The organism is Bacillus sp. G402 (assembly GCF_051172515.1).
Taxonomy (GTDB): Bacteria; Bacillota; Bacilli; order Bacillales; family Bacillaceae; genus Bacillus; species Bacillus altitudinis.
The window spans coordinates 981,114-1,005,979 of record NZ_JBPIZC010000002.1 but is presented as its reverse complement, the minus strand read 5'-3'; the positions used below and the strand labels follow the sequence as shown (position 1 = coordinate 1,005,979).

The 24,866-nt window shown below is 40.1% G+C and carries 26 protein-coding genes; 21 read left to right on the top strand and 5 right to left on the bottom strand.

Annotated features, from left to right (window positions below; translation table 11 throughout):
• Nucleotides 1–98: 98 nt before the first annotated feature.
• Both dnaN and dnaA read right to left on the bottom strand, forming a co-directional pair.
• Nucleotides 99–1,235 (bottom strand): DNA polymerase III subunit beta, encoded by a 1,137-nt coding sequence (dnaN, locus tag ACSBQP_RS13695; RefSeq protein WP_008347596.1) that lies wholly within the window; start codon nt 1,233–1,235, stop codon nt 99–101.
• Nucleotides 1,236–1,431: 196 nt separating this feature from the next.
• Nucleotides 1,432–2,772: a chromosomal replication initiator protein DnaA gene (gene dnaA / locus ACSBQP_RS13690; RefSeq protein WP_008347594.1), complete on the bottom strand. Its 1,341-nt coding sequence runs from the start codon at nt 2,770–2,772 to the stop codon at nt 1,432–1,434.
• Between the two features lie 620 nt (nt 2,773–3,392).
• On the opposite strand from dnaA, the gene rpmH reads away from it, so the two are divergent.
• From rpmH to ACSBQP_RS13635, 11 genes are all read left to right on the top strand, one after another.
• Nucleotides 3,393–3,527 (top strand): 50S ribosomal protein L34, encoded by a 135-nt coding sequence (gene rpmH / locus ACSBQP_RS13685; protein ID WP_008360908.1) that lies wholly within the window; start codon nt 3,393–3,395, stop codon nt 3,525–3,527.
• 78 nt (nt 3,528–3,605) lie between these two features.
• The gene (gene rnpA / locus ACSBQP_RS13680) at nt 3,606–3,965 is read left to right on the top strand and encodes a ribonuclease P protein component (RefSeq protein WP_008347592.1); all 360 of its coding nucleotides are present in this window, start codon (nt 3,606–3,608) and stop codon (nt 3,963–3,965) included.
• Between the two features lie 158 nt (nt 3,966–4,123).
• Complete coding sequence (spoIIIJ, locus tag ACSBQP_RS13675) at nt 4,124–4,906, top strand: YidC family membrane integrase SpoIIIJ (protein ID WP_089374159.1); 783 nt, start codon at nt 4,124–4,126, stop codon at nt 4,904–4,906.
• Entirely contained in the window at nt 4,903–5,526 is a 624-nt protein-coding gene (jag, locus tag ACSBQP_RS13670; RefSeq protein WP_035390148.1) for an RNA-binding cell elongation regulator Jag/EloR, read from the top strand. Before spoIIIJ ends, jag begins: the two co-directional genes overlap by 4 nt.
• A gap of 402 nt (nt 5,527–5,928) precedes the next feature.
• Nucleotides 5,929–7,308, top strand: coding sequence for a tRNA uridine-5-carboxymethylaminomethyl(34) synthesis GTPase MnmE (gene mnmE / locus ACSBQP_RS13665; protein WP_073415039.1), 1,380 nt, complete (start codon nt 5,929–5,931; stop codon nt 7,306–7,308).
• Nucleotides 7,309–7,325: 17 nt separating this feature from the next.
• On the top strand, nt 7,326–9,212 hold the full coding sequence (gene mnmG, locus ACSBQP_RS13660) for a tRNA uridine-5-carboxymethylaminomethyl(34) synthesis enzyme MnmG (protein WP_039169033.1): 1,887 nt from the start codon (nt 7,326–7,328) through the stop codon (nt 9,210–9,212).
• 13 nt (nt 9,213–9,225) lie between these two features.
• Entirely contained in the window at nt 9,226–9,945 is a 720-nt protein-coding gene (gene rsmG / locus ACSBQP_RS13655) for a 16S rRNA (guanine(527)-N(7))-methyltransferase RsmG (RefSeq protein WP_331832992.1), read from the top strand.
• A 105-nt stretch (nt 9,946–10,050) separates the two neighbouring features.
• On the top strand, nt 10,051–10,926 hold the full coding sequence (gene noc, locus ACSBQP_RS13650) for a nucleoid occlusion protein (RefSeq protein WP_008347579.1): 876 nt from the start codon (nt 10,051–10,053) through the stop codon (nt 10,924–10,926).
• Between the two features lie 129 nt (nt 10,927–11,055).
• The gene (locus ACSBQP_RS13645; RefSeq protein ID WP_435028495.1) at nt 11,056–11,892 is read left to right on the top strand and encodes an orthopoxovirus pf05708 family protein; all 837 of its coding nucleotides are present in this window, start codon (nt 11,056–11,058) and stop codon (nt 11,890–11,892) included.
• A 236-nt stretch (nt 11,893–12,128) separates the two neighbouring features.
• The gene (soj, locus tag ACSBQP_RS13640) at nt 12,129–12,890 is read left to right on the top strand and encodes a sporulation initiation inhibitor protein Soj (protein WP_008360890.1); all 762 of its coding nucleotides are present in this window, start codon (nt 12,129–12,131) and stop codon (nt 12,888–12,890) included.
• Entirely contained in the window at nt 12,883–13,737 is an 855-nt protein-coding gene (locus ACSBQP_RS13635) for a ParB/RepB/Spo0J family partition protein (protein WP_017359871.1), read from the top strand. Before soj ends, ACSBQP_RS13635 begins: the two co-directional genes overlap by 8 nt.
• 25 nt (nt 13,738–13,762) lie before the next feature.
• Here the strand turns inward: ACSBQP_RS13635 and yyaC are convergent, their stop codons facing one another.
• Nucleotides 13,763–14,389, bottom strand: coding sequence for a spore protease YyaC (yyaC, locus tag ACSBQP_RS13630; protein ID WP_025208343.1), 627 nt, complete (start codon nt 14,387–14,389; stop codon nt 13,763–13,765).
• 72 nt (nt 14,390–14,461) lie between these two features.
• Between yyaC and ACSBQP_RS13625 the strand changes: the two genes are divergently transcribed.
• Complete coding sequence (locus tag ACSBQP_RS13625) at nt 14,462–15,517, top strand: YkvI family membrane protein (protein ID WP_007497464.1); 1,056 nt, start codon at nt 14,462–14,464, stop codon at nt 15,515–15,517.
• Between the two features lie 30 nt (nt 15,518–15,547).
• Here ACSBQP_RS13625 and ACSBQP_RS13620 read toward each other — a convergent pair whose 3' ends face one another.
• Both ACSBQP_RS13620 and ACSBQP_RS13615 read right to left on the bottom strand, forming a co-directional pair.
• On the bottom strand, nt 15,548–15,958 hold the full coding sequence (locus tag ACSBQP_RS13620) for a hypothetical protein (protein WP_007497462.1): 411 nt from the start codon (nt 15,956–15,958) through the stop codon (nt 15,548–15,550).
• A 15-nt stretch (nt 15,959–15,973) separates the two neighbouring features.
• A complete protein-coding gene (locus tag ACSBQP_RS13615) occupies nt 15,974–17,293 on the bottom strand; it encodes a hypothetical protein (protein ID WP_025208341.1) in 1,320 nt (439 codons plus the stop codon).
• A gap of 294 nt (nt 17,294–17,587) precedes the next feature.
• On the opposite strand from ACSBQP_RS13615, the gene ACSBQP_RS13610 reads away from it, so the two are divergent.
• The 9 genes from ACSBQP_RS13610 to ACSBQP_RS13570 all read left to right on the top strand — a co-directional run bounded on the left by ACSBQP_RS13610 (nt 17,588) and on the right by ACSBQP_RS13570 (nt 24,810).
• Nucleotides 17,588–17,794, top strand: a complete 207-nt coding sequence (locus ACSBQP_RS13610; RefSeq protein WP_008347561.1) for a DUF951 domain-containing protein — start codon at nt 17,588–17,590, stop codon at nt 17,792–17,794.
• Nucleotides 17,795–18,009: 215 nt separating this feature from the next.
• Nucleotides 18,010–19,110, top strand: coding sequence for a redox-regulated ATPase YchF (gene ychF, locus ACSBQP_RS13605; protein ID WP_007497458.1), 1,101 nt, complete (start codon nt 18,010–18,012; stop codon nt 19,108–19,110).
• Between the two features lie 108 nt (nt 19,111–19,218).
• Complete coding sequence (gene rpsF, locus ACSBQP_RS13600; protein WP_008347557.1) at nt 19,219–19,506, top strand: 30S ribosomal protein S6; 288 nt, start codon at nt 19,219–19,221, stop codon at nt 19,504–19,506.
• Between the two features lie 36 nt (nt 19,507–19,542).
• On the top strand, nt 19,543–20,085 hold the full coding sequence (ssbA, locus tag ACSBQP_RS13595; RefSeq protein ID WP_007497456.1) for a single-stranded DNA-binding protein SsbA: 543 nt from the start codon (nt 19,543–19,545) through the stop codon (nt 20,083–20,085).
• A gap of 41 nt (nt 20,086–20,126) precedes the next feature.
• Nucleotides 20,127–20,366, top strand: a complete 240-nt coding sequence (gene rpsR, locus ACSBQP_RS13590; protein WP_008347556.1) for a 30S ribosomal protein S18 — start codon at nt 20,127–20,129, stop codon at nt 20,364–20,366.
• A gap of 199 nt (nt 20,367–20,565) precedes the next feature.
• On the top strand, nt 20,566–21,531 hold the full coding sequence (locus ACSBQP_RS13585) for an ABC transporter ATP-binding protein (protein WP_008347553.1): 966 nt from the start codon (nt 20,566–20,568) through the stop codon (nt 21,529–21,531).
• Complete coding sequence (locus tag ACSBQP_RS13580) at nt 21,524–23,041, top strand: ABC transporter permease/substrate-binding protein (protein WP_017368461.1); 1,518 nt, start codon at nt 21,524–21,526, stop codon at nt 23,039–23,041. Before ACSBQP_RS13585 ends, ACSBQP_RS13580 begins: the two co-directional genes overlap by 8 nt.
• 189 nt (nt 23,042–23,230) lie before the next feature.
• Nucleotides 23,231–24,202: a ring-cleaving dioxygenase gene (locus ACSBQP_RS13575; RefSeq protein WP_234898359.1), complete on the top strand. Its 972-nt coding sequence runs from the start codon at nt 23,231–23,233 to the stop codon at nt 24,200–24,202.
• On the top strand, nt 24,199–24,810 hold the full coding sequence (locus ACSBQP_RS13570) for an alpha/beta hydrolase (RefSeq protein ID WP_024718443.1): 612 nt from the start codon (nt 24,199–24,201) through the stop codon (nt 24,808–24,810). Before ACSBQP_RS13575 ends, ACSBQP_RS13570 begins: the two co-directional genes overlap by 4 nt.
• The last annotated feature ends 56 nt before the right edge of the window (nt 24,811–24,866 follow it).

Genomic DNA, 24,866 nt, shown 5'->3' with positions numbered 1-24,866 from the left:
CAAGAAGGAAAGGGGGAAAGCGAACTGGGATGAAAGAAAGCTGAGGAAACGAGGAAAAAAGCTGCTGTGCGCTCACACAGCAGCCATTTTAGACCAAATTAATACGTTCTAACTGGAAGAATCAATTGCAAAATGGAATCATCATTTGGCGTGCGTAATAAGAATGGTCTCATTGCGCCAGTGAAACTGACATGAATCTCTGTTCCCTCTAATACTTTTAAAGCATCAAGCATATATTTCGGACTGAAAGAGATTTTGAGATCCTCCCCTTTAATGTCATCTGCTTGCACCGTTTCAACTACTTTACCGATTTCAGGTGAATTAGAAGAAATTTCAAGGCTTTGCGCAGGATCAGCAGAAAGCTTCACAACGTTGTTACGCCCTTCTCTTGCTAAAAGTGACGCGCGATCAATCGCTTGAAGGAATTCTTTCGTATTCACTACTACATCCGTTTTACTTTCTTGCGGAATGAGGCGAGCTGTATCTGGGTAATTACCATCCAGCAATCTTGAGAAGAATAGCACGTTCTGTGCTTTAAAGAGAACCTGTGTCTCCGTAATGACGATGCTCACAAGATCTTGTCCATCATCAAGAATTTTACTTAGCTCTGTTAAACTCTTTCCTGGAATGACCACATTGTAAGAGCTCTCCTCGTTAATATCCAACTTCGCTTTTCTTAAAGCAAGACGATGGCTATCCGTCGCTGTGCATATTAATTCACCTTTTTCAACTTTCCAGTTTACACCTGTCAAGATAGGTCGTGTTTCTGAGGTGGACACTGCGAAAACCGTTTGACGGATAAGGTTTTTAAGCAAATCTGTTGGAATTTGAAAAGCATGATGCTCTTCAATTTGTGGCAGATGCGGATATTCTTCAGCATCTAAGCCGTTTAAATTAAATTCTGCTGAACCAGAGCGGATGATGGTCAGATGATTTTGTTCTACCTCAATTTCGACAGTAGACATAGGCAGTTTCTTAACGATTTCGCTAAAGAATCGGGCTTGCAGCACAATACTTCCTGGTCGATCAATTGTAATGACTTCTAAATCTCCATCTCTTTGAGGAATAAAAGATTCGATTGAGATATCAGAATCGCTCCCTGTGAGAGAAACCCCTTCGTCAGATGCAACAATTTTAATCCCTGTCAAAATAGGAATCGTTGTTCTAGAGGATACGGCCTTTAATACATCTTGGACACTTTCAACAAGACGATCTTTTTGAATCGTGAATTTCATAGTGGTCCTCCTAATTTTTCTTAATGACATGTATATATATTTATTTAATAAAAATCGTAGAAGTACTAGTAGGGCTTGTGAATATGTGGATAAGTCAGTAGAAAGAAAGGAAAGACAGCCTATCCACATGTGGACAGACTGTGTATGACTATGCTCTAGTTATTCACATTTTCCCGTACTTATCTTATCAGCTTGATTATTTTAGTTGTTCTTTGATCTCTTTGACATGCTGCTGAAGCTGTTCATCTTCAACGATTAATTTTGAAATTTTCTCATGAGCATGAATGACGGTCGTATGATCTCGTCCACCAAATTCTTCTCCGATTTTAGGTAGAGAGGAATCGGTCATTTCTCTAGAGAGATACATCGCAATTTGTCTTGGATAAGCAACTGATTTCGTACGTTTCTTCGCTTTGAAATCTTCTAATCGAATATTAAATTGCTGCCCTACAATTCTTTGAATATCTTTAATTGTAATCACCTTAGGTTTCGATGAAGGAATGATGTCCTTTAGGGCTTCGGCTGCTAGATCAGCATTGATGTCTTTATTGATTAAAGAAGAGTAAGCAACAACACGAATCAAAGCACCTTCCAGTTCCCGAATGTTGCTGTCGATTTGATTGGCAATATAAAGCATGACTTCATTCGGAATGTCTAAACCTTCTGCTTTTGCTTTTTTACGTAAGATCGCAATACGCGTTTCTAGATCTGGCGGGGTAATGTCTGTAATTAAGCCCCATTCGAATCGAGAGCGTAATCTGTCTTCAAGTGTCGGAATTTCCTTTGGCGGCCGGTCACTAGAAATGACGATTTGCTTACTTTCTTCGTGAAGTGTGTTGAATGTATGGAAAAACTCTTCTTGTGTTTGTTCTTTTCCTGCTAAAAATTGAATATCATCTATCAAAAGCACATCTACATTCCGATAGCGATTACGGAAATCGACTGCTTTGTTGTCCCGGATTGAGTTGATAAATTCATTTGTAAATTTTTCAGATGATAGATAGACCACTTTGGCTGATGGATTATGGTCGATGACGTAATGACCGATCGCATGCATTAAGTGAGTCTTTCCTAAACCAACGCCCCCATAAATAAAAAGCGGGTTATATGCTTTTGCTGGTGCTTCTGCGACTGCAAGTGAAGCTGCATGAGCAAAACGGTTGCCTGAACCAATAACAAAAGTATCAAATGTATATTTTGGATTCAGCATATTTTGTGGAATTTCAACGGGTTCTTCTTTCGACATTTTTTTGATTGGAGATTTTGGCATGGCTTCCTCTTCGTCCTGATTTTGAGGAATGATAAATTTGATGCTGAGCTCTTCGCCTGTCAGTTCATAGATGGTATCTGCAATTAAGTGAAGGTATCTTGACTCGAGCCAGTCCCTCGCAAATTCATTAGGTGCAGTAATAGTCAGCGTATCTCCTTGAAGAGAATGGGCTTTAGTGGACTTCATCCATGTTTCAAAACTAGGTTTGCTCAATTTTGTCTCTATTTTTTGAAGTGCTTTATTCCACAGATCCAAAATATTTTCCATAAGGCTTCTCCCCCCTCCTTTTCTTTTTAAAATGACCAGTATCAAACTGTTATAGAACACGAAAAAGAGCAAATGGTCATCACCATTCGTGCACATACTTTGTTGAAAACAATTAATATAGTAGAAAAACGTCTTTTCGACAAATTACACAGGTTGTGGATAAACAATTCAACAAGCTGTGTAATAACTTTCCACAGGTTATCCACAAATTGTGGATAAGATAAATAGGCCAGATAAGTAATTAAGAGTTAAAACACAAATATAATATCAAAATAAACAAGATGGTGCAATGGGTGTCACAAACTTATCCACACACTTTACATCCTGTTGAAAAATAATTATCCACATAGGTTATTTGTGTGAAAAAAATGTCGATAATGGATGTGGATAGTCAAAATATGCCGGAAAAATATCCACAACCTTGTTTTGAAGGTTTTTTTGAAGGAAAAAAAGAATAAAATGCTGGAAACTAAAAAAGAAGGTTTCTTCACTTGATAACTTGTGTTATGCTTATAAGGTTGATAATAAGAGTTTTATCATTGATATTGACAATCGATGGGTTACACAAATATAATGAGTTAGACTGTCTTAAACAGCTATTCCTCAGGGAGGTGTCATAAATGAAAAGAACGTTTCAACCAAATAACCGTAAGCGTAGTAAAGTTCATGGCTTCCGCAGCCGTATGAGTTCTAAAAACGGACGTCTAGTTTTAAAGCGACGCCGCAGCAAAGGTAGAAAAAAATTATCAGCTTAGGCCACTGAATAATGTCAGTGGTCTTTTTTACATAAAATCGTAAATGAACTGTCAGTTTTTATCGGAGTGGAAGAAAACATGAAGAAGCGAAACAGGCTAAAAAAAAATGAAGAGTTTCAAACAGTGTTCAAAAAAGGTCAATCAATGGCTAATCGCCAATTCGTCATTTATCAGCTGGACCAACCAAATCAAGAAGAACTGCGTTTAGGATTGTCTGTCAGTAAGAAGATAGGTAATGCAGTGATAAGAAACCGGATTAAACGATTGATCCGTCAGGTGTTCTTAGAGGAAGGTCATAAGCTAAAGCAAGAAAAAGACTACATTGTTATCGCACGAAAACCAGCAAGCGAATTGACCTTTGAAGAAACAAAGAAGTCTCTCCAGCATTTATTTAGAAAATCCGCTGTTTATCAACAACAACCGAAAAAGTCTTCGTAATAGAAACTTTCGTTGAATCAATTTTTAAAAGCGCTTCCTTCATCTAGTGAATTAAAATGAAACCACCACTTTGTAATGAAAAAATGTTACCATACTGATTAGGTGAGTCACTTTCGTAATCAATTCCAACTTAAATAAAGTTTGAAGTAATGGGAGGAATCTTGTTGAAAAGGCGATTATTACTAATATTTAGCTTGATTGGCGTGTTGGTTCTGTTGGCAGGATGTACACAAATCAATGAACCAATCACATCAGATAGTAAGGGATTCTGGAATTCTTACATTGTATACCCGCTATCTCAATTAATCACTTACATGGCAAACTTAACTGGTGAAAACTATGGTGTAGCGATTATTATTGTAACTCTTTTGATTCGTTTGCTCATTTTACCACTAATGATTAAACAGTTAAGAAGTACAAAAGCAATGCAAGCACTTCAGCCAGAACTAAAGAAGCTTCGTGAAAAATATAGCTCAAAAGACCAGAAAACACAGCAGCAGCTTCAACAGGAAACAATGGCTCTTTTCCAAAAGAATGGTGTAAATCCATTAGCAGGGTGTTTCCCAATCTTAATTCAAATGCCAATCTTAATTGGTTTTTATCATGCGATCATGAGAACAGCTGAAATCAAGAAGCATACTTTCTTATGGTTTGACTTAGGCAGTCCAGATCCATTATTCCTGCTACCGATTATTGCAGGTGTAGCTACTTTTATTCAGCAGAAGCTAATGATGGCTGGAAATCCTTCGGACAACCCTCAAATGGCGATTATGCTTTGGGTGATGCCAATTATGATCATTGTATTTGCAATCAGTTTCCCAGCGGCACTTTCACTGTACTGGGTTGTAGGTAACATTTTCATGATCATTCAAACGTTGGTCATTAAAACACCTCAAGTAAAAGTTGATACAAAAGAAAAAGCTGGCGGGAACAAAAAATGAAGGAAATAACTGCTGTCGGTCGCACAGTCGAAGAAGCAGTAGATTCCGGACTGAAACAAATTCAACTACTACAAGAAGAAGTAGATATCACAATAGTAGATGAAGGAAACAAAGGGTTTTTAGGATTATTTGGTAAAAGACAAGCTGTTGTCAAGTTAGTAGAAAAGCGAGATGCGCTCAAATTAGCAACACAGTATTTAGATAAAATTGTTAAATCAATTGATCCTAAAGCAAACATTGTTTCGAAAAAAGAAACGAAAAAGATCTCTTTTCACATTGATGGGGACAAAACTTCATTAATGATTGGAAAAAGAGGACAAACACTGTACTCTTTAGAAACCTTGGTGCAGTTAGTGTTTAATCGTTATTCTGATCAGTATCATCATATTACAATTGATATTGGAGATTATAGGAAGAAACGACAAGAAGCACTGGAACAATATGCAATCAAAACGGCAAACCGTGTTTTAAAAACGAAGAGAAAGGTTCATTTAGAACCGATGCCTTCGAATGAACGAAAAGTCGTTCATGATACGATTGCAGCATTTTCTAAAGAACTTGCCACGGCATCCGAAGATACAGGCAGCAAGCGTCATGTTGTGGTGATGTATAAAAAATAGCAGAAAGGCTAAGATTCAGCAAAGCTGGATTTTAGTCTTTTTTTATTGAAAAATTACCTTTTAATAGTAGATTCCTCCTTTATTTTTAAAAAGTTAGTGTGTTATTTAGATAGAAAACGTCATTTTCCCTTAGTTGCAAAGGGAGAAGGACGTTTTAATTTATTGGATTTAGGTGTAAGATGTGAAGACAAGTTTAGAACGTCGTTATTCACATGTGGATAAGTTAAGTGTTAAAATAGACAGGGTGCAAAACTGTGGATAATTAAATGTGGGCTACTTTCGCTTCGCATGCATTTGTGGTATCTTTAAATTTTGGATTAAGCGTTTTTGATATAGAGATGGACAACGTCCATTTAATAGATATAAGACTGTCTATTGAATAGAGAAAGAGGTGAATGAGCGGTGGATACAATTGCAGCAATTTCTACACCAATGGGTGAAGGGGCAATTGCCATTATACGTTTAAGTGGGCCTGATGCAGTTCAGATTGCTGATCGCATGTATAAGGGGCCTAAGGAAAAAAAACTTGTATCAGTGGATTCTCATACCATTCATTATGGTCATATTGTAGATTCAAGTACCGAGCAAGTGATAGAAGAGGTCATGGTGTCTGTATTAAGAGCGCCAAAAACATTTACGAGAGAAGACGTTATTGAGATCAACTGCCATGGCGGAATTGTCACGGTCAATAAAGTCTTGCAGCTTGCTTTAAAAGAAGGAGCGAGATTAGCGGAGCCAGGTGAGTTTACAAAACGTGCTTTCCTAAATGGAAGAATCGACTTGTCACAAGCAGAAGCCGTAATGGACTTGATTCGTGCAAAAACTGACCGTGCGATGAATGTCGCAATGACTCAAATGGAGGGACGTCTCTCCGGTTTGATTAAACGTCTTCGTGGTGAGATATTGGAGACACTTGCCCATGTAGAAGTGAATATTGATTATCCAGAGTATGACGATGTTGAAGAAATGACACATCGAGTCTTAGTTGAGAAGGCGACATCTGTGAAAAAGGAAATTGAATCGCTTCTAACGACTTCACAGCAGGGGAAAATCCTACGTGAGGGCTTATCTACTGTTATTATTGGAAGGCCAAATGTTGGGAAGTCTTCCTTATTAAATAGTCTTGTTCAGGAAACAAAGGCGATTGTGACCGATATTCCTGGAACAACCAGAGATGTCATTGAGGAATATGTGAATGTAAGAGGAGTACCGCTCCGTTTAGTAGATACTGCAGGTATACGTGAGACTGAAGACATTGTTGAGCGTATTGGGGTCGAACGATCAAGACAGGTCTTAAAAGAAGCTGACCTGATTTTACTTGTGCTCAATTATAGTGAAGAGTTATCTGAGGAAGATATTAAGCTATTTGAGGCTGTCTCAGGTATGGATATTATTGTGATTGTCAATAAGACTGATCTTGAGCCTAAACTTGATGTAGAAAAAGTAAAAGGGTTAGCGAAAGATCGTCCAGTCGTGACAACATCTTTATTACAAGAAAAAGGGATTGATGAGCTTGAAATGGCCATTCAATCTTTATTCTTCACTGGCTCAATTGAAAGTGGAGATTTAACGTATGTGAGCAATACTAGGCATATTGCGCTCCTTCAAGAAGCAAAACAATCGATTGAAGATGCTCTAGAAGGAATTGAAATGGATGTACCGATCGACATTGTTCAAATAGATTTAACACGCTGCTGGGAGCAGCTAGGTGAAATTATTGGGGATGCTGTTCATGAAAGCTTAATCGATCAGTTATTCTCTCAATTCTGTTTAGGAAAGTAAAGGGAGGAACAAAAGAAATGGGTTATGAAGCTGGCCAATATGATGTAATCGTCGTCGGTGCCGGTCATGCTGGTGTTGAGGCTGCTCTTGCTTCTGCAAGACAGGGCGCCAAAACACTTGTATTGACCATCAATCTCGATATGGTTGCTTTTATGCCATGTAATCCGTCCGTAGGAGGTCCCGCTAAAGGGATTGTCGTCAGAGAAATTGATGCGCTAGGCGGAGAAATGGCACGAAATATAGATAAGACACATATTCAAATGCGTATGCTGAATACTGGGAAAGGACCTGCTGTCCGTGCGTTAAGAGCGCAAGCAGATAAGTTTCAATATCAGCACGAAATGAAAAAAACAATGGAAAATGAACCAAACCTAACAATGCTGCAAGGGATGGTAGACCATTTAATTGTAGAAGATGATGAATGTAAAGGTGTTGTGACTCAAACAGGTGCAAATTATCGCGCGAAGTCTGTTGTTCTAACGACTGGTACTTTCTTAAAAGGCCGCATTATTTTAGGGGATCTTTCTTATTCAAGCGGTCCTAATAATCAGCAGCCTTCCATTAAATTATCGGATCATCTAGCAGAATTAGGATTCGATTTGGTTCGCTTTAAAACTGGGACACCACCTCGAGTAAACAGCCACTCGATTGATTATAGTAAGACGGAAATTCAACCAGGTGACGATGTACCACGTGCGTTTTCTTATGAAACTGTGGAATATATTACAGATCAATTACCATGCTGGTTAACATACACGAGTTTAGAGACTCATCAAATTATTGATGAGAATCTTCACCGTTCTCCTATGTATTCAGGTATGATTAAAGGAACAGGTCCTAGATACTGCCCGTCTATTGAGGATAAGGTGGTTCGTTTTAATGATAAACCGAGACATCAAATTTTCTTAGAGCCAGAAGGCCGTAATACGCAAGAAGTGTATGTTCAAGGTTTATCTACAAGTCTGCCAGAGGATGTACAGCAGCGAATGCTGTCAACCATTCCAGGGCTTGAAAATGTACAAATGATGCGAGCGGGTTATGCCATTGAGTATGATGCGATTGTGCCTACACAATTGTGGCCGACACTTGAGACGAAGAAAATTTCTGGATTATATACAGCTGGCCAAATTAATGGTACCTCTGGTTATGAGGAAGCAGCAGGTCAAGGAATTATGGCAGGTATCAATGCAGGAAGAAAAGCATTGGGTAAAGAAGAAGTCATTTTAAGCCGATCTGATGCATATATCGGTGTTCTCATTGATGATCTTGTCACGAAGGGTACAAATGAACCTTACCGTCTCTTAACCTCTCGTGCAGAGTATCGTTTACTTCTGCGTCATGACAATGCTGATTTAAGATTGACGGAACTTGGATATAACATTGGTTTAATTTCTGAAGAGAGATTCCAAGCATTCACACAGAAAAAAGAGGCCATTGAAGCAGAGAAAAAACGTTTATATTCTGTCATTATTAAACCTACAGCAGAGACACAGGAATATATCCGTTCTCTTGGTGGAAGTGAATTGAAGGACGGTATTCGCGCTAGCGATCTGATGAAGCGTCCAGAGATGAACTATGAATCTGTTGTGAAACTAGCTCCTGCTGACACACCTCTTCCTGCTGATGTGTGTGAACAGGTAGAGATTCAAATTAAATATGAAGGTTATATTGAAAAGTCGCTCCAACAAGTTGAAAAGCTGAAAAAGATGGAAAACAAAAAGATTCCGGATCGAATCGATTATGATGCCATCAAAGGGATTGCAACTGAAGCGAAGCAAAAGCTAAAAGAAGTCCGACCGCTTTCTGTTGCACAGGCTTCTCGTATTTCAGGCGTTAACCCTGCTGATATTTCTATCCTTTTAGTATATTTGGAGCAGGGACGTATTGCGAAGATAGCAGAGTAGAAAGGATGTCGGCATGAACATTGAACAATTTACAGCAGCACTAGAGGAGAAAGGGATCACTCTTTCTCCAGTGCAGCTTGAACAATTTGAAACTTACTTCCATATGCTTGTAGAATGGAACGAGAAGATGAATTTAACGTCCATTACAGAAAAGGAAGAAGTATATTTAAAGCATTTTTATGACTCGATATCAGCAGCATTTTTTATTGATTTTCACAAAGTGACAACAATTTGTGATATTGGAGCTGGTGCTGGTTTTCCAAGCATTCCTCTTAAAATTTGTTTCCCTCATCTACATGTGACCATTGTTGATTCTCTCCAGAAACGCATTACGTTTCTCAATGAGTTAGCAAAAGGGTTAAACTTACAAGATACTACTTTTTATCATGATCGTGCGGAGACCTTTGGGCAACGTAAAGATCAACGTGAAAGCTATGACCTTGTCACCGCTAGAGCAGTTGCGCGCTTATCTGTCTTGAGCGAACTATGCCTGCCTCTTGTGAAAAAGGAAGGATTGTTTGTTGCATTAAAAGCATCTGCTGCAGATGAAGAGATGCAAGCAGGAAAAAAAGCCGTCACTGTCCTCGGAGGAGAGGTTGTTGAAAAGCATTCCTTTGTTCTTCCTTTAGAAGAAAGCGAACGGAACATCATTGTCATTGAAAAGAAAAAACAAACACCAAAAAAATATCCTAGAAAACCAGGAACACCTAATAAATCACCAATAGAGGGTTGATCATGTAAAAGGTCGGTTTTTCTTCAATATTTATGATTTTACAGAAGGAAAAAACATGAGAAAATAGAATTATAAAAAGGTAGTTTTTAAAGGTGGTGTAGGTTCATGAAGCATTCACTCTCACGCTTCTTCGGGCTTGGTGACAAAGAACAACCTGAGCGTGATACCGAAATAGAGGCAGAGATTGCTGAGCATGATACATTAAAGGAAGAGATACAGGAGCTCCCGGTCGACACAATTATGCCTAACCGTTTTCAGCCACGCACCATTTTTTCAGAAGAAAAGATACAAGAGCTGGCCACAACCATTCATACCCATGGCATTATTCAACCGATTGTTGTTAGACCAACAGAAGAAGAAGGAAAATATGAACTGATCGCCGGCGAAAGACGTTGGAGAGCGGTACAAACTCTTCAATGGGAGAAGATCCCCGCTATTATAAAAGATTTTACTGATACGGAAACGGCATCTGTGGCATTGATTGAAAATTTGCAAAGAGAAGAGCTGTCTGCAATTGAAGAGGCTCATGCTTATGCACGTCTTTTAGAGCTTCATGATTTAACGCAAGAAGCGCTTGCTCAGCGTTTAGGTAAGGGACAATCGACTGTTGCAAACAAACTAAGACTTTTAAAGTTGCCTGAAGAGGTACAGCAAGCCATTTTGGAGAAAAAAATCTCTGAGAGGCATGCCCGTTCACTTGTACCTCTAAAGCTTCCAGAATTACAAATCACGCTGTTGCAGGAAATCATTGAAAAGCAGCTAAATGTGAAACAGACTGAAGAGCGTGTAGTGAAGATGCTTGAACAAAAAACAGATCGCAAACCGAAGCCGAAACGTAAGGCGTTTAGCCGAGATACGCGAATTGCGATGAATACCATTCGTCAGTCTCTCCATATGGTAGAAGATAGCGGACTTAAAATAAATACCGAGGAAGAAGAATTTGAGGAATATATCCAATTAACCATTCGCATTCCTAAATAGAAAAAAGCTGATGAGCATTACTCGTCAGCTTTTTTTGTCTTTCCATCCCTTAAATTCATGATATTTACTTATTATTAATTAATTGGTAAAATATGATTTTCATAGTAGAAGGGAGGTGACATATAACTGATGAAAATGAAAAAGACTGTTTTTGCTATTATCTGTTATTTACTAATCTCTTTTTCTCTTTTTTCAAATGAAACGACTGTATTTGCTGTGAGCACGTCAACGAATCATGATACTCATTCAGCGGAAGAAGAAACGATTACGAAAGAAGAACTGAGTACTCTGAAGAAACAAGGTGTGGTTTCGACAGATGTAACGGTTCAACAATTAAATCAAGAGCAAGCGTCTCAGGACGATGCGATCGATGTGATCACAGCTGATGATGATTTGGAGAACTATGGTTTAAGGCAAAACAAACAGGATGAAATGGTAACAGATGAAAGACCGAATACCATTCGCCATCTTTTTGGTAAACCGTATCCTGGAACCGATATTATGCCTCAAAAAGGGGATATATTGGTGACGAGCACTGGTGCTTTGAATGGTTTAATTGGTCATGCAGGCATCGTCATTAATGAGAAAAGCTATGCATCCATTCCTGGGTTCCGGCAGCATCCAAATATTGATTCGATTCAAAGCTGGTTTCGCTATAGTGCCAATACAAAGGTGATTCGGATTAATCATCAGGAAAAGGCAGATTTAGCAGGGGATTGGGCGCATGATTACGTGAAAGACCATCCGAAGGCTCGATATTCGATCACTATGTCTATTCAATCCTTGGACCCTACTTATTGTTCAAAGATTGTATGGCAGGCTTACGCGAAAACCGGGGACGCTGTTGGACATGCCACATTTACCATTAAAGCACCCTATGGTTTTTTGAAAAAGAAGAACTATAAAACAGTGACACCTAAAGTCATTGTAAGTGAAGGCCGAAAAATTGGCGGGCTAAACTTTTGATTGTATCTCCCTCACTTTTATAAAAGTGGGGGTTTTTTGTCTCGTTATTTTCTTCAAAAAGATATATTAATATACTTTTAAAACGTATTTTTATGCATCTATTCATGTACGGAAACACAGATTCATTCACGAATTTATAATGGGGGAACAAAAAAAGCAAACGTTTCATACTTTTTTTGATAGAATAGGAAGTATGAATGAATGAGAAACTTGTTAAGTTGAAAGTGGGTGACATCGTGGGGAAAATCATAGCGATTACCAACCAGAAGGGCGGCGTTGGGAAGACGACAACTTCTGTTAATTTGGGTGCGTGTTTAGCATACATAGGAAAACGAGTGTTGTTAGTTGATATTGATCCGCAGGGAAATGCCACGAGTGGTATTGGGATTGAGAAGGCCGACGTAGAGAAGTGCGTGTACGATATTTTAGTAGACGATGCAGATGTACTTGATGTGATTAAGACGACAGAGGTCGAAAATCTTGATGTCATTCCTGCGACGATACAGCTTGCAGGGGCTGAAATTGAGCTTGTGCCTACAATCTCACGTGAAGTGAGGTTGAAAAGAGCACTTGAATCTGTGAAGCAAAATTATGATTATATGATTATTGACTGCCCGCCATCGCTTGGATTACTGACGATTAATGCGTTAACTGCATCCGATTCTGTTTTAATACCGGTTCAGTGTGAATATTATGCGCTTGAAGGATTGAGTCAATTGTTAAACACAGTTCGTCTCGTGCAGAAACATTTAAATACTGATCTTGCCATTGAAGGTGTCTTGCTGACAATGCTTGATGCCAGAACAAATCTTGGGATTCAGGTTATCGAAGAAGTGAAGAAGTACTTTAGAGATAAAGTCTATCAGACCGTCATTCCAAGAAATGTGAGGCTGAGTGAGGCTCCTAGTCATGGGAAGCCAATTATTTTGTATGATCCACGTTCAAGAGGTGCAGATGTCTATTTAGACTTAGCAAAGGAAGTGGATGCGAATGGCTAAAGGTCTTGGAAAGGGTATTAATGCGCTATTTAACAATGTGGATTCCAATGAAGAAACTGTCGAAGAAATTAAGTTGAAGGATTTGCGCCCGAACCCTTATCAGCCGAGGAAAACGTTTGATGATGATGCATTGTCTGATCTCAAGGAATCGATTCAGCAGCATGGTGTTTTACAGCCGATTATTGTTCGTAAATCGATTAAAGGATATGACATTGTCGCAGGAGAACGCCGTTTCCGTGCAGCACAACAAGCTGGTTTGACAACGATTCCTGCGATCGTCAGGGAATTTTCAGAAACACTGATGAGGGAGATCGCTCTTTTAGAAAACTTACAGCGCGAGGATTTATCTCCATTAGAGGAAGCGGAAGCCTATGCCTCCTTACTAGATCACTTAAGTGTGACTCAAGAGGAATTAGCCAAGCGGTTAGGAAAAAGCAGACCGCATATTGCGAACCACCTTCGTCTATTAACATTACCAGATGAAGTACAAAAGCTGATTGCGGATGGAACATTATCCATGGGACATGGACGCACGCTGCTTAGTTTGAAAAACAAAAAGAAGCTGGCGCCATTAGTAAAGAAGGTCGTGGACGAAGGATTGAATGTCCGTCAGGTTGAGAAACTTGTTCAGCAATTAAATGAAAATGTTCCACGTGAAACAAAGAAAAAAGAAGCACCAAAGGATCGCATGTTGAAAGAAAGAGAATCTTTCTTACAAAATTACTTTGGTACTTCAGTGACGATCAAGAAACAGAAGAAAAAAGGGAAAATTGAGATTGAATTTCTCTCAAATGAAGATTTAGAAAGAATCCTTGAATTGCTTTCTACGAGAGAATCATCGGAATGACCATCTTGATATGAGATGGTCTTTTTTATATTCTTCCCGTGATATTTTGAATAGGGGTGAAAAGAGAACGGCTTTTTTCTCTCGTCCAATCCATTTGATCAATGTGGGATAGACTTTCAGAAAGTGTATTGGCCATAGACATTACAAGATGAAGACGTGTGTTTTGGAGAACGAAGTATTCCATAAAACCGCTCACGTTGACGATTCCATTAATATGAATATTACCTACTTCTGGCAGCTCTTTTTGCACACCTGCACCGGGCTTTAACGGTCCTTCTCCAATTTGAAACGATCCTACACTTTTCACTCTACCTAAACAGGCATCAACGGCTACGATAAATGGGTGTTTATGAGCTTGTTCAATTTCAGCGAGCTTTTCCTTTAAATTGACCGCATGCACTGGGTCAGAGAGAGTGCCGTATACATGCAGCTTTTTTAAATCAAGACTTGAAAGCTTTGTTCCTACAAGTGGACCTAGAGAGTCACCGGTTGAGCGGTCTGTTCCTATGCAGACGATGGCAACGGGTCTTTTTCCTGCTTTCTGAAGATGCGAGAATAAAATACTTTTAAGCTGCTGAATGGCATTTGTATCCGTATGGGACACGTATTCTTTCACCCTATTTCTTAAAAAAAGACCGTTCTTGCTATTCATAGGTCTCACTTCCTTGTCATAGTAGTTAGTATCAGTATACGGAAACAAGCTTAATTCTATACCTATGAGGTGATGATTGTGTGGAAGGCTGGTTCAAGGTGGACGCTTTTAATTTTAGGAAGCTTGATAGGAGCGGGATATGCCTCCGGTCAAGAAATTTGGCAGTTTTTTGGCCTTGATAGCGGACTAGCCATTCTACTGTTTACGCTCATGTTTATGCTGTCTACCTATGTGGTGTTAAAAATCAGTTATGAGGTTCGTGCCGATCATTTTGTGCCGGTGTTAGAGCGTCTTGTAGGTCCTTGGCTGGCCAAGGTGTATGATATTTTAATTGTTCTTTATCTATTCACGACAACAACAGTCATGATTGCCGGTGGCGGGGTGACACTTGAGATGTATCATGTGCCATTTTGGGTTGGAATCGGTGCATTTTGTTTATTCTCATTTATGATTTTTTTCTGGGATGTGAAAGGGCTCTTATCTGTGAATGCTTTCATTATACCAATTTTGGTGGCGGGGCTCATCTATGCGTTTGTTTTTTATTATATGAATCATGATCATATGTGGAGAATTGATTTTGGCCAGCAATACAATTGGCCTGCCAGTATCGTCTTTGCTTCTTTGAATATATTATCTGTTGTGGCGGTGCTATCTTCAGTGGGGAAAGAAATGAAGGGGCTTGGAGAGGCCAAAGTTGCGAGTATATTAAGCGGTTTGATTTTTGGTGTCATTTCTTATGTGTATAACGAAATACTAGTTGATATTTCTGGGAGTCTTTCAGCAGAAGGGATTCCTTTGTTTACAGTATTAGAGGGGGCACCAACATCATTGTTTGTGTTTATGACCATTGTTCTTTGTTTAGCGATTTATACAACAACCGCTGCGGGATTATTTGGTTTATCCAGCCGCATGCTCTCTTTTATACGAATGCCCCGCTGGTTCATTGTATTCATCATGCTTCTTTTGATGGCACCTTTAACCTCTCTTGGATTTGCTGATTTGATTGCTTTCTTGTATCCGATTTACAGCTTGCTCAATCTTTATTTGCTTGTCTGTTTAATGCTGTATCCGATTTTAAGTAAAAAGATATTTTTCCGTTCTAAAAATTATACTGATAAAATAAAATAAAATAAACACCTCTCTTTTAAAGAGAAGTGCTTATTTTATCCGAATGGAATCAATCGCTTCCTTGATATCGTCATATACAGGCATGTGCTGGAGACGCTGCATGCGTTCCTCTATTTCTGAGATGGCTTGTCCCTTTAAATGCTGGGATACGTGTTGTTTGACAATGGTTGTCTGGTTCATCATGTCTTCTGTTTTGGACAATTGGTACTCCAAGTGCATGCGTGTGTTTGCCAATTCATCGTGAAGCCGCATTTTCAGCAATCGCTTTAAATCTTTTCGTTGTCCTTCTCTGCGCATGGCCTGAATAGCGGCAATTTCTTCAGGTGATTGCGATTGTGTTTGTGGTGCAGATTGACTTTCGAATACAGACATGGAGCGGCGAGCACTCACATTTTGCAAGAAACGCTGGGCGTCACTAGGAGGTTTATTTTGATTGATCATACGGCGACTCCTTTCTTAACGAATACCCATTTGCATCGCAAGGCGTCTATCTGCCTTTGCATAGTCATCACCCATTGTGTACATATGTCTTGAAAGGGTGGAAAGTTCTTGTTCGTAGTCTCTCAAGGTGTACAAGGCATTCAGTTGTTTTTCATGAGAATAAAAGGTTGATTGCGGCTGCTCCATCCTTACTTCCTCTAACAGTGCTTCTACATCGCTATGGGTTAATAAATCATAGTGACCGAAGCCGACAAGTCCTTTCAGTTCTTGTTTTACATGATGGACGGCATCTTTTACACTATCATCAATTCCATCTATTTTCTCAAATACAGTGTGTACTTCATGTTCAATAATACTTTGTAGATCATAAGATGAATTTTTTAGTAAATGGGATTTTATGATAATTTCAAGCCCGCTTTGTGCATATGCACGGCCTGAATGGATTTCTTGTAAAAGCATCGCTGTAAAACTTGTATTGTGATCAAGCTGTTCATCTAAAATACGAGCGGTTCCATTCGAATGGAATGAATACCCATTTACTTTAAATTCTCCTGAAACGAGAGCTAAAAATGCATTTGTATCAAACGATTCGTTCCACTCTATATTCATTGATGCAAAAGCTGATCTTAAAAAGGTGTCAATTTCTCTTGGTTTATATTTTATGGATTCTTGGACCGATCCCTGCTCCCGGGGCGGTACGGTGTACTTGACTTGTCCAACTCCATGATCATGGCGATTGAGTAATCCTACATAATGATTGGGTTGAATATATTCCGTGAGAACATGGTTATATTTTCCTTCTACTGCTTTTTGCTGAATGGAAGGTGCCAGGCTGCTCCATATATTTGGGCTATCGAATGTGATGGCTTTTTTGACAGCTGGCTGTTCTGTCGCAATGTAAGCACAAACAGCACCGGCAAGCGCTTGTCCAGTGAGATAGATGGTTGCATTCGGGTGCTTCTGACAGACGTCCTTGATGTATTCCTTCCCTTTAAAAAAGACATGATCTTGTTTCCCGGCTAAGGATTTTCTTTCAATGGGGTAGGCATAATCCGTTTTTAACAATGATTGGGTAGCCGTTTGAACATCTTGTGTCGATGTCACCGTCATTTGTTTTGGCAGAGGACAGTGAAACGCGACAATGAACTCATCTGACTGTTCCTGCTGCATCGTTAAACCATATAATTGATGATCTATTTTTAGAAAATCGTTGACAGTGAGCGTATGCTGACCTACTTCTATCGTATGGTTCTGCTGGTAATTCTCTGCGTTTCCAGCGTGATCGGATATGATTTTATAATCTTTGTCGGTTAATCTATCCTTTCGATTGACCATCGTACCTGCTCCCTCACATAACATTTATGCAGATATCATAAATCAAAAAATATGGAAAAACCACAGCGTTCTACCAATAAAAACCTTTTGACCTACAGTGTTTGTGACAATATTGAAAAAAAGCGGAGTTTAAGTAACTATTGGTCACAAATAAAATGATCTAAAAGAAGGGTTTTTTCTATAAAAAAGAACGGGATTGATACATGACAGCGGCTCTTTATTTTGTGCATTGCTCTCTATCGGCATTTTTTTGTACAATAGATTTAATGAAGTGAGCAAGAGAGGTGAATGCTGATGGCAGACAAAGCATTTGGGTTACATGACGTCGTTGAAATGAAAAAACCCCATCCATGTGGTGCCAATCGGTGGAAAGTTATTCGTTTGGGCATGGATATTCGTATTAAATGCGAAGGGTGCGGGCACAGCGTGATGATCCCAAGAAGAGATTTTGAACGAAAAATGAAGAAAATTCTCGTCAAGCATGAGGAGCCAACTGCTTAAGTAGGCCTCATGCTTTTTTGATGAAATTTGTCTTTTGTTCAGAGAAACAGCTGTAATTTCTCATTTTAAAGCTCCGATTTAGTCTTTTTGGTAATGTTTCTTCTATTGAAAATGCATGATGGTTAGCTTGTCTTTTCATGTAAACCTACTTATAATTGCTCTAGGTTCATATTACGCAGTATAACGAGCACGTTTCATATAGAGGAGATGAAAGAATGGCTTTAACAGCTGGTATTGTTGGCTTACCTAACGTCGGGAAGTCAACGCTATTTAATGCAATTACACAGGCTGGAGCGGAGTCTGCTAACTATCCGTTCTGTACCATTGATCCAAACGTCGGAATTGTAGAAGTTCCAGACGAGCGTTTGCAAAAACTGACAGAATTAGTGCAGCCAAAAAAGACAGTTCCGACTGCTTTCGAATTCACTGATATTGCTGGTATTGTGAAAGGGGCATCTAAAGGAGAAGGTTTAGGGAATAAATTCCTTTCTCACATTCGTCAAGTAGATGCAATCTGTCACGTGGTGAGAGCATTTGCTGATGATAACATTACACATGTGTCAGGTAAGGTTGACCCAGTGTCAGATATTGAAACGATTAATTTAGAATTGATTTTGGCTGATCTAGAAACAGTTGAAAAGCGTTTAACTCGTGTGAGTAAGCTTGCGAAACAAAAAGATAAGGAAGCGGTAGCTGAATTTGATATTTTGGAAAAGCTGAAGGACGCATTTGAAGCTGGAAAATCTGCAAGATCGGTTGAATTTACAGATGAGCAGCAGAAGCTTGTGAAGCAACTTCATTTACTCACGTCAAAACCTATTCTGTATGTAGCAAATGTGAGTGAGGACGAAGTAGCAGATCAGGACGGAAACGAATATGTACAGCAAATTCGTGAGTTTGCATCTGGCGAAAACGCTGAAGTCATCGTTGTTTGTGCGAAGATTGAGTCTGAAATTGCAGAGCTTGAAGGAGAAGAGAAGCAAATGTTCCTTGAAGAGCTTGGCATTAAAGAATCAGGTCTAGATCAGTTGATTAAAGCGTCTTATTCACTTCTAGGTTTAGCTACGTATTTCACAGCAGGTGAGCAAGAAGTACGTGCTTGGACATTTAAAAAAGGAATGAAGGCGCCGGAATGTGCTGGAATCATTCATACGGACTTCGAGCGTGGATTTATTCGTGCTGAAACGGTTGCTTATGAAGATTTACTAGCTGGCGGAAGTATGTCTGCTGCAAAAGAAGCAGGAAAAGTTCGTTTAGAAGGTAAAGAATATATAGTGAAAGATGGAGACGTCATTCATTTCCGTTTTAACGTATAGGTTCTTGTCATAGGCAAAGTAATTTGTTATAATATACAATTGTGAGTAATATAATTTATTGCTCCTTGCCCGTATAGGGCCGCTTAGACCAAAAGGAGGTGCAATCAGATGAGAAAGTACGAAGTTATGTACATCATCCGCCCAACAGTTGACGATGAGGCTAAAAAAGCAGTTATCGACCGTTTTAATAACGTGTTAACTTCTAACGGTGCGGAGATCACTGGAACAAAGGATTGGGGTAAACGTCGTCTTGCATACGAAATCAATGATTTTCGTGAAGGCTTCTACCAAATCGTAAACGTTCAATCTGACGCTGCAGCAGTTCAAGAATTTGACCGCTTAGCTAAGATCAGTGACGATATCATTCGCCACATTGTTGTTAAAGAAGAAGAATAAATCATTGAAATATATATTTAAAGGTGGTCTTTCAATATGCTAAACCGTGTTGTATTGGTCGGAAGACTAACAAAAGACCCTGAGCTTCGCTACACGCCTAATGGTGCGGCTGTAGCCACGTTTACTCTAGCTGTGAATCGTACGTTTACGAATCAATCTGGAGAGCGTGAAGCCGATTTCATTAACTGTGTTACTTGGAGAAGACAAGCCGAGAACGTGGCTAATTTCTTGAAAAAAGGAAGTCTTGCCGGTGTAGACGGTCGCTTGCAGACAAGAAACTATGAAAACCAGCAAGGACAACGTGTCTTCGTGACAGAAGTTCAAGCTGAAAGTGTTCAATTTCTTGAGCCTAAAAGCGGCGGTGCTGGTTCAGGTGGATACAGCGGCGGTGGTAATAGCGGAGGCCAGTATTATGGCGGCAGCCAAAATGATCAGAATCCATTTGGAAATGAACCAAGTCAAAATCCATATGGCAATCAAAACAACCAAAATCGTAATCAGGGAAATAGCTTCAATGATGACCCATTTGCGAATGATGGTAAACCGATTGACATCTCCGATGATGATTTGCCATTCTAATTGATCTGAAAAAAATGACCAAAGGAAAGGTGTGAAAACAAATGGCAGGTGGACGCAGAGGCGGTCGTGCGAAACGTCGTAAAGTATGTTTCTTTACTTCTAACGGAATCACGCACATCGATTACAAAGATGTTGATCTTCTTAGAAAGTTTGTTTCTGAGCGTGGTAAAATTTTACCTCGTCGTGTAACAGGAACTAGCGCTAAGTATCAACGTAAATTGACATTAGCGATTAAAAAATCACGTCAAATGGCATTACTTCCATACGTTACTGGTGAGTAAGTCGTTGACTTAAAAGCGAAGGGCCTTGAGCTCTTCGCTTTTTTTATTTGTCTCACTTTTATGAGAAAGTAGTTTCTGGCAGTCTAACTAGGGGAAGTATGTAAAAAGAGAGTTAACGTGACAGTTTGTTCTATACAAATACTAGGTTAATCTGTCATATTGGTATTTTAAAATATACTTGCAGTCAGGGCGTGGGAAGATGATTGAATTTAAGAATGTATCGATGCAATTTTCTGATGACCGCTATGCCGTTCAATCTGTTGATTTGGAGATTCAGAAAGGTGAATTTTTTGTATTGATTGGACCTAGTGGAAGCGGGAAAACGACGACTTTGAAAATGATTAATCGTCTCATCTCTTCTACAGAAGGTGAGATTTACATAAAGGGTCGAACCATCAGCGATTATGATATTTATGAGCTGCGCTGGGATATTGGTTATGTGCTTCAGCAAATAGCGTTGTTCCCTCATATGACCATAGAAGAGAATATTGCTGTAGTGCCAGAGCTGAAACAATGGAAGCGGACTGAGACGAATCAGCGTGTTGATGAGTTGATGTTCATGGTGGGGCTTGAGCCTTCTACCTATCGACATCGAAAGCCAGCAGAGCTTTCAGGAGGACAGCAGCAGCGAGTAGGCGTAGCACGGGCACTTGCTGCTGATCCTGAGATTGTCCTAATGGATGAACCTTTTAGTGCGTTAGATCCACTGACGAGAGAGAAATTACAAGATGATCTGCTTGAGTTACAGCGCCGTATTCAAAAGACCATCGTTTTTGTGACACATGATATGCAGGAAGCCATGAAGCTTGGAGATCGAATATGTGTGATGAATGAAGGAAAAGTGGTGCAGGTTGGACGCCCAGAGGAATTGATTCAGCATCCAGTTAATCCATTTGTGCGGGAGTTTGTTTCAGGAGCTGCCCGTCATGTAGACCATCAAGCATTTGAGCTGACAACTATTTATCAGCCCATGCCTCAAGATGATCTGTTAGGCGATGAGGTGGTCTCCATCCATGCGACGCTGGAAGAGGTTCTATCTCGACTGGCAGAGCATGAAGAGCTTGTTGTTGAAAAGGATGGGGAACGGATCGGGCTCATCACTCGTCAAGCGGTGATTCAGTATTTAGCCGGTACTTCTGCTGAGAGGGGCGAGACACATGAATGAATGGACCAGTGTGCTATGGGCTCGAAAAGATCAGCTCGGACACGCCTTACTTGAGCATATTCAAATTTCCTTCATTGCGTTATTTCTAGCGATTTTGATTGCCATTCCATTAGGGATTTATTTAACGAGAGTCCCTAAGATAGCAGAGTGGATCATTGGGGTGACGGCTGTCTTGCAGACAATTCCGTCTTTGGCGCTGCTTGGACTGCTGATTCCTCTCGTTGGGATTGGTCAAGTGCCCGCAATTATCGCTCTTGTCGTCTATGCTCTTCTTCCTATTTTAAGGAACACATATACAGGCATTCGTGAGGTCGATCCGTCGCTGCGAGAAGCGGCGCTCGCTATGGGAATGAATCACCGCAAACGCTTATTAAAAGTAGAACTCCCTCTTGCTATGCCGGTGATCATGGCAGGTATCCGAACGGGGATGGTCCTGATTGTAGGGACAGCCACTCTTGCAGCTCTTATTGGTGCAGGTGGATTAGGGAGTCTGATTTTGCTTGGAATTGATCGAAATGATATGTCTTTGATCATCATTGGAGCTATTCCAGCTGCATTACTTGCGCTCTTATTTGATGTGGTTTTGCGGACACTTGAGAAAATCTCCTTTAAAAAAACCGTGATCTCTGTGACGGTCTTTGCTGTAATAGCAGGAGCAGTTGTCGCTGCCCCATTGCTGTTTCAACAAGAAAAGAAAGAGATCACCATTGGAGGGAAGCTGGGGTCAGAGCCTGAAATTTTGATCTCCATGTATAAGCTTTTAATTGAGCAGGATACAGATATCCAAGTCAATCTTAAGCCTGGTCTTGGTAAGACGTCCTTTGTTTTTCAAGCACTGCGGTCTGGTGATATTGACATCTATCCTGAATTTACAGGGACAGCGATTTCTGAATTTCTGAAAGAAACAGCGAAAAGCACGGATAAGGAAAAAGTGTATGAGCAAGCGCGCCAAGGTTTGGCGTCATCCTTTCAGCTTCAGCTTCTTCAGCCGATGGCTTATAACAATACATATGCTTTAGCCGTGCCTCAATCACTAGCGGATCAATATGATTTATCAAAGATTTCAGATCTGGGTCAAATCAAGAATCGTATACGTGCTGGCTTTACTTTAGAGTTTTCTGATCGTCAGGATGGATATTTAGGCATTCAAAAAGCTTATCAGTTTTCTTTTGACGATGTGGTCACGATGGAACCGAAACTTCGATATCGAGCCATTCAAAAAGGGAATATTCAGTTGGTCGATGCGTATTCGACAGACAGTGAATTGAGACAATACAAGTTGAAGGTGCTTGATGATGACAAGCATGTTTTCCCGCCCTATCAAGGAGCGCCCTTGCTAAGACAGGAGACATTAAAAGAGTATCCTGATATTGAGGCCTCTCTCAACAAGCTTGCTGGTCAAATCACAGATGATGAGATGAGAGAAATGAATTACGAAGTCAATGTGAAGGGGAAAGATGCATTCCAAGTAGCCGAAGCCTATTTAAAAAAGAAAAAATTGCTTCAATAATCAAGGGAAAGCAGGTCTGCTATAACAAAGCGGCCTGCTTTTGAAAAGAAAAAAACAAAAATCATTGACATCTATTTCAAAAAGGAATATCCTTAATTCGAGATAAATATATTTTTTAGTCATATATCTCGAATTCGAGATAATATAAAAGCATCAGTCAAGACATAATGAGTAGGGACATGTTACGTCATGAAGAGGAGGTCATTAGAAGTGAAGAAAACAGAAGGAATTCACCATATCACAGCAATTGTTGGTCATCCTCAGGAGAACGTTGATTTTTATGCAGGTGTTTTAGGTCTTCGTCTCGTGAAAAAGACTGTCAATTTTGATGATCCAGGCACATACCATTTATATTTTGGAAATGAAGGAGGTTCACCAGGTACCATTATTACGTTTTTCCCTTGGCCAGGTGCACAAAAGGGACAAATTGGAGCAGGTCAAGTAGGCGTGACAACATATGTCGTACCGACCGGTGCCTTCTCTTTTTGGAAGGAACGCCTTGAGCAATTTAACGTTTCTTATGAAATGATTGAACGCTTTGGTGAGGCCTTTCTCTCATTTGAAGATCCGCACGGTTTATTGATAGAACTTGTAGAGCGTGAAGAAGGAAAACAGAATGACTGGACATTTAATGGGGTAACACCAGAAGTAGCGATTAAAGGGTTTGGTGGAGCTGTTTTATTAACTTCACAGCCTGAGCAAACGATGCAGCTGCTAGAGCAAACGATGGGACTTGAAAAAGTCGGCACGGAAGGAGATTATGTGAGATTCCGTTCGTTTGGAGAAATCGGCAATGTCATTGATGTGAACAAGACACCTGTTGCACGAGGACGTATGGGCGTGGGTGTTGTACATCATATTGCGTGGAGAGCAACAGATGATCAGGATCAATTAGATTGGCAAAGACATGTTGCGCAAAGCGGATATCAAGTGACGCCTGTGCAAGATCGAAATTATTTCAATGCCATTTATTTTAGAGAGCTTGGCGGCATATTATTTGAGATTGCGACCGATCCTCCAGGGTTTGCACACGATGAATCTGTGGAAACGATGGGTGAAGCGTTGAAACTGCCGCCGCAATATGAGGCGCAGCGTAGTCAAATTGAACAAATCGTGCTGCCGATTGAGGTAAGAGAAATCAAAGGGAAAGGAGATTCATGATGAAGCATCTTTTTCAAAAAGGAAAGAATGAACAAAAACCTGTCCTTCTCATGCTGCATGGAACTGGCGGGACAGAGCAAGACTTATTGCCGCTTGCAGAAGTGGTAGACCCTGAAGCATCTGTTCTTAGTGTGAGAGGAAATGTATCAGAAAACGGCATGCCGCGTTTTTTCAGGCGTTTGGCAGAGGGTGTTTTTGATGAGCAAGATTTAATTGAGCGTACAGAGGAATTATATACATTTATCGGGGAAGCAGCAGATAAGTATGGATTTGATCGTCACAATGTGGTAGCCATCGGCTATTCAAACGGGGCGAATATTGCTGGAAGTCTGTTATTCCATTACGGAGATGCGCTGAAAGGAGCGATCCTGCATCATCCAATGGTCCCAAGACGAGGGGTTTCATTACCTTCATTAGCGGGGAAACAAGTCTTTATAGCAGCTGGTGAAAATGATCCAATGTGCCGTCCTGAGGAATCTCAGGAACTGGAGCAACTGCTTCAGGAGGCGGGAGCATCCGTAACGCTTCATTGGGAAAATCGTGGACATCAGCTAACGAGAGAAGAAGTCGATGCTGCGGCATTGTGGTATCGTCGTCAATTTAAATAAGGTGGGGAATACAGGTGGGATTTTTACAGAAGCTTTTTGGGCAAACCAAACAAAAG

What these genes read in the sequence shown, in the direction of transcription:
- dnaN (WP_008347596.1), bottom strand. Translation starts at nt 1,235, where the DNA reads ATGAAATTCACGATTCAAAAAGATCGTCTTGTTGAAAGTGTCCAAGAT.
- dnaA (WP_008347594.1), bottom strand. Translation starts at nt 2,772, where the DNA reads ATGGAAAATATTTTGGATCTGTGGAATAAAGCACTTCAAAAAATAGAG.
- rpmH (WP_008360908.1), top strand. Translation starts at nt 3,393, where the DNA reads ATGAAAAGAACGTTTCAACCAAATAACCGTAAGCGTAGTAAAGTTCAT.
- rnpA (WP_008347592.1), top strand. Translation starts at nt 3,606, where the DNA reads ATGAAGAAGCGAAACAGGCTAAAAAAAAATGAAGAGTTTCAAACAGTG.
- jag (WP_035390148.1), top strand. Translation starts at nt 4,903, where the DNA reads ATGAAGGAAATAACTGCTGTCGGTCGCACAGTCGAAGAAGCAGTAGAT.
- mnmG (WP_039169033.1), top strand. Translation starts at nt 7,326, where the DNA reads ATGGGTTATGAAGCTGGCCAATATGATGTAATCGTCGTCGGTGCCGGT.
- rsmG (WP_331832992.1), top strand. Translation starts at nt 9,226, where the DNA reads ATGAACATTGAACAATTTACAGCAGCACTAGAGGAGAAAGGGATCACT.
- noc (WP_008347579.1), top strand. Translation starts at nt 10,051, where the DNA reads ATGAAGCATTCACTCTCACGCTTCTTCGGGCTTGGTGACAAAGAACAA.
- ACSBQP_RS13645 (WP_435028495.1), top strand. Translation starts at nt 11,056, where the DNA reads ATGAAAATGAAAAAGACTGTTTTTGCTATTATCTGTTATTTACTAATC.
- ACSBQP_RS13635 (WP_017359871.1), top strand. Translation starts at nt 12,883, where the DNA reads ATGGCTAAAGGTCTTGGAAAGGGTATTAATGCGCTATTTAACAATGTG.
- yyaC (WP_025208343.1), bottom strand. Translation starts at nt 14,389, where the DNA reads ATGAATAGCAAGAACGGTCTTTTTTTAAGAAATAGGGTGAAAGAATAC.
- ACSBQP_RS13625 (WP_007497464.1), top strand. Translation starts at nt 14,462, where the DNA reads ATGATTGTGTGGAAGGCTGGTTCAAGGTGGACGCTTTTAATTTTAGGA.
- ACSBQP_RS13620 (WP_007497462.1), bottom strand. Translation starts at nt 15,958, where the DNA reads ATGATCAATCAAAATAAACCTCCTAGTGACGCCCAGCGTTTCTTGCAA.
- ACSBQP_RS13615 (WP_025208341.1), bottom strand. Translation starts at nt 17,293, where the DNA reads ATGGTCAATCGAAAGGATAGATTAACCGACAAAGATTATAAAATCATA.
- ACSBQP_RS13610 (WP_008347561.1), top strand. Translation starts at nt 17,588, where the DNA reads ATGGCAGACAAAGCATTTGGGTTACATGACGTCGTTGAAATGAAAAAA.
- ychF (WP_007497458.1), top strand. Translation starts at nt 18,010, where the DNA reads ATGGCTTTAACAGCTGGTATTGTTGGCTTACCTAACGTCGGGAAGTCA.
- rpsF (WP_008347557.1), top strand. Translation starts at nt 19,219, where the DNA reads ATGAGAAAGTACGAAGTTATGTACATCATCCGCCCAACAGTTGACGAT.
- ssbA (WP_007497456.1), top strand. Translation starts at nt 19,543, where the DNA reads ATGCTAAACCGTGTTGTATTGGTCGGAAGACTAACAAAAGACCCTGAG.
- rpsR (WP_008347556.1), top strand. Translation starts at nt 20,127, where the DNA reads ATGGCAGGTGGACGCAGAGGCGGTCGTGCGAAACGTCGTAAAGTATGT.
- ACSBQP_RS13585 (WP_008347553.1), top strand. Translation starts at nt 20,566, where the DNA reads ATGATTGAATTTAAGAATGTATCGATGCAATTTTCTGATGACCGCTAT.
- ACSBQP_RS13580 (WP_017368461.1), top strand. Translation starts at nt 21,524, where the DNA reads ATGAATGAATGGACCAGTGTGCTATGGGCTCGAAAAGATCAGCTCGGA.
- ACSBQP_RS13575 (WP_234898359.1), top strand. Translation starts at nt 23,231, where the DNA reads ATGAAGAGGAGGTCATTAGAAGTGAAGAAAACAGAAGGAATTCACCAT.
- ACSBQP_RS13570 (WP_024718443.1), top strand. Translation starts at nt 24,199, where the DNA reads ATGATGAAGCATCTTTTTCAAAAAGGAAAGAATGAACAAAAACCTGTC.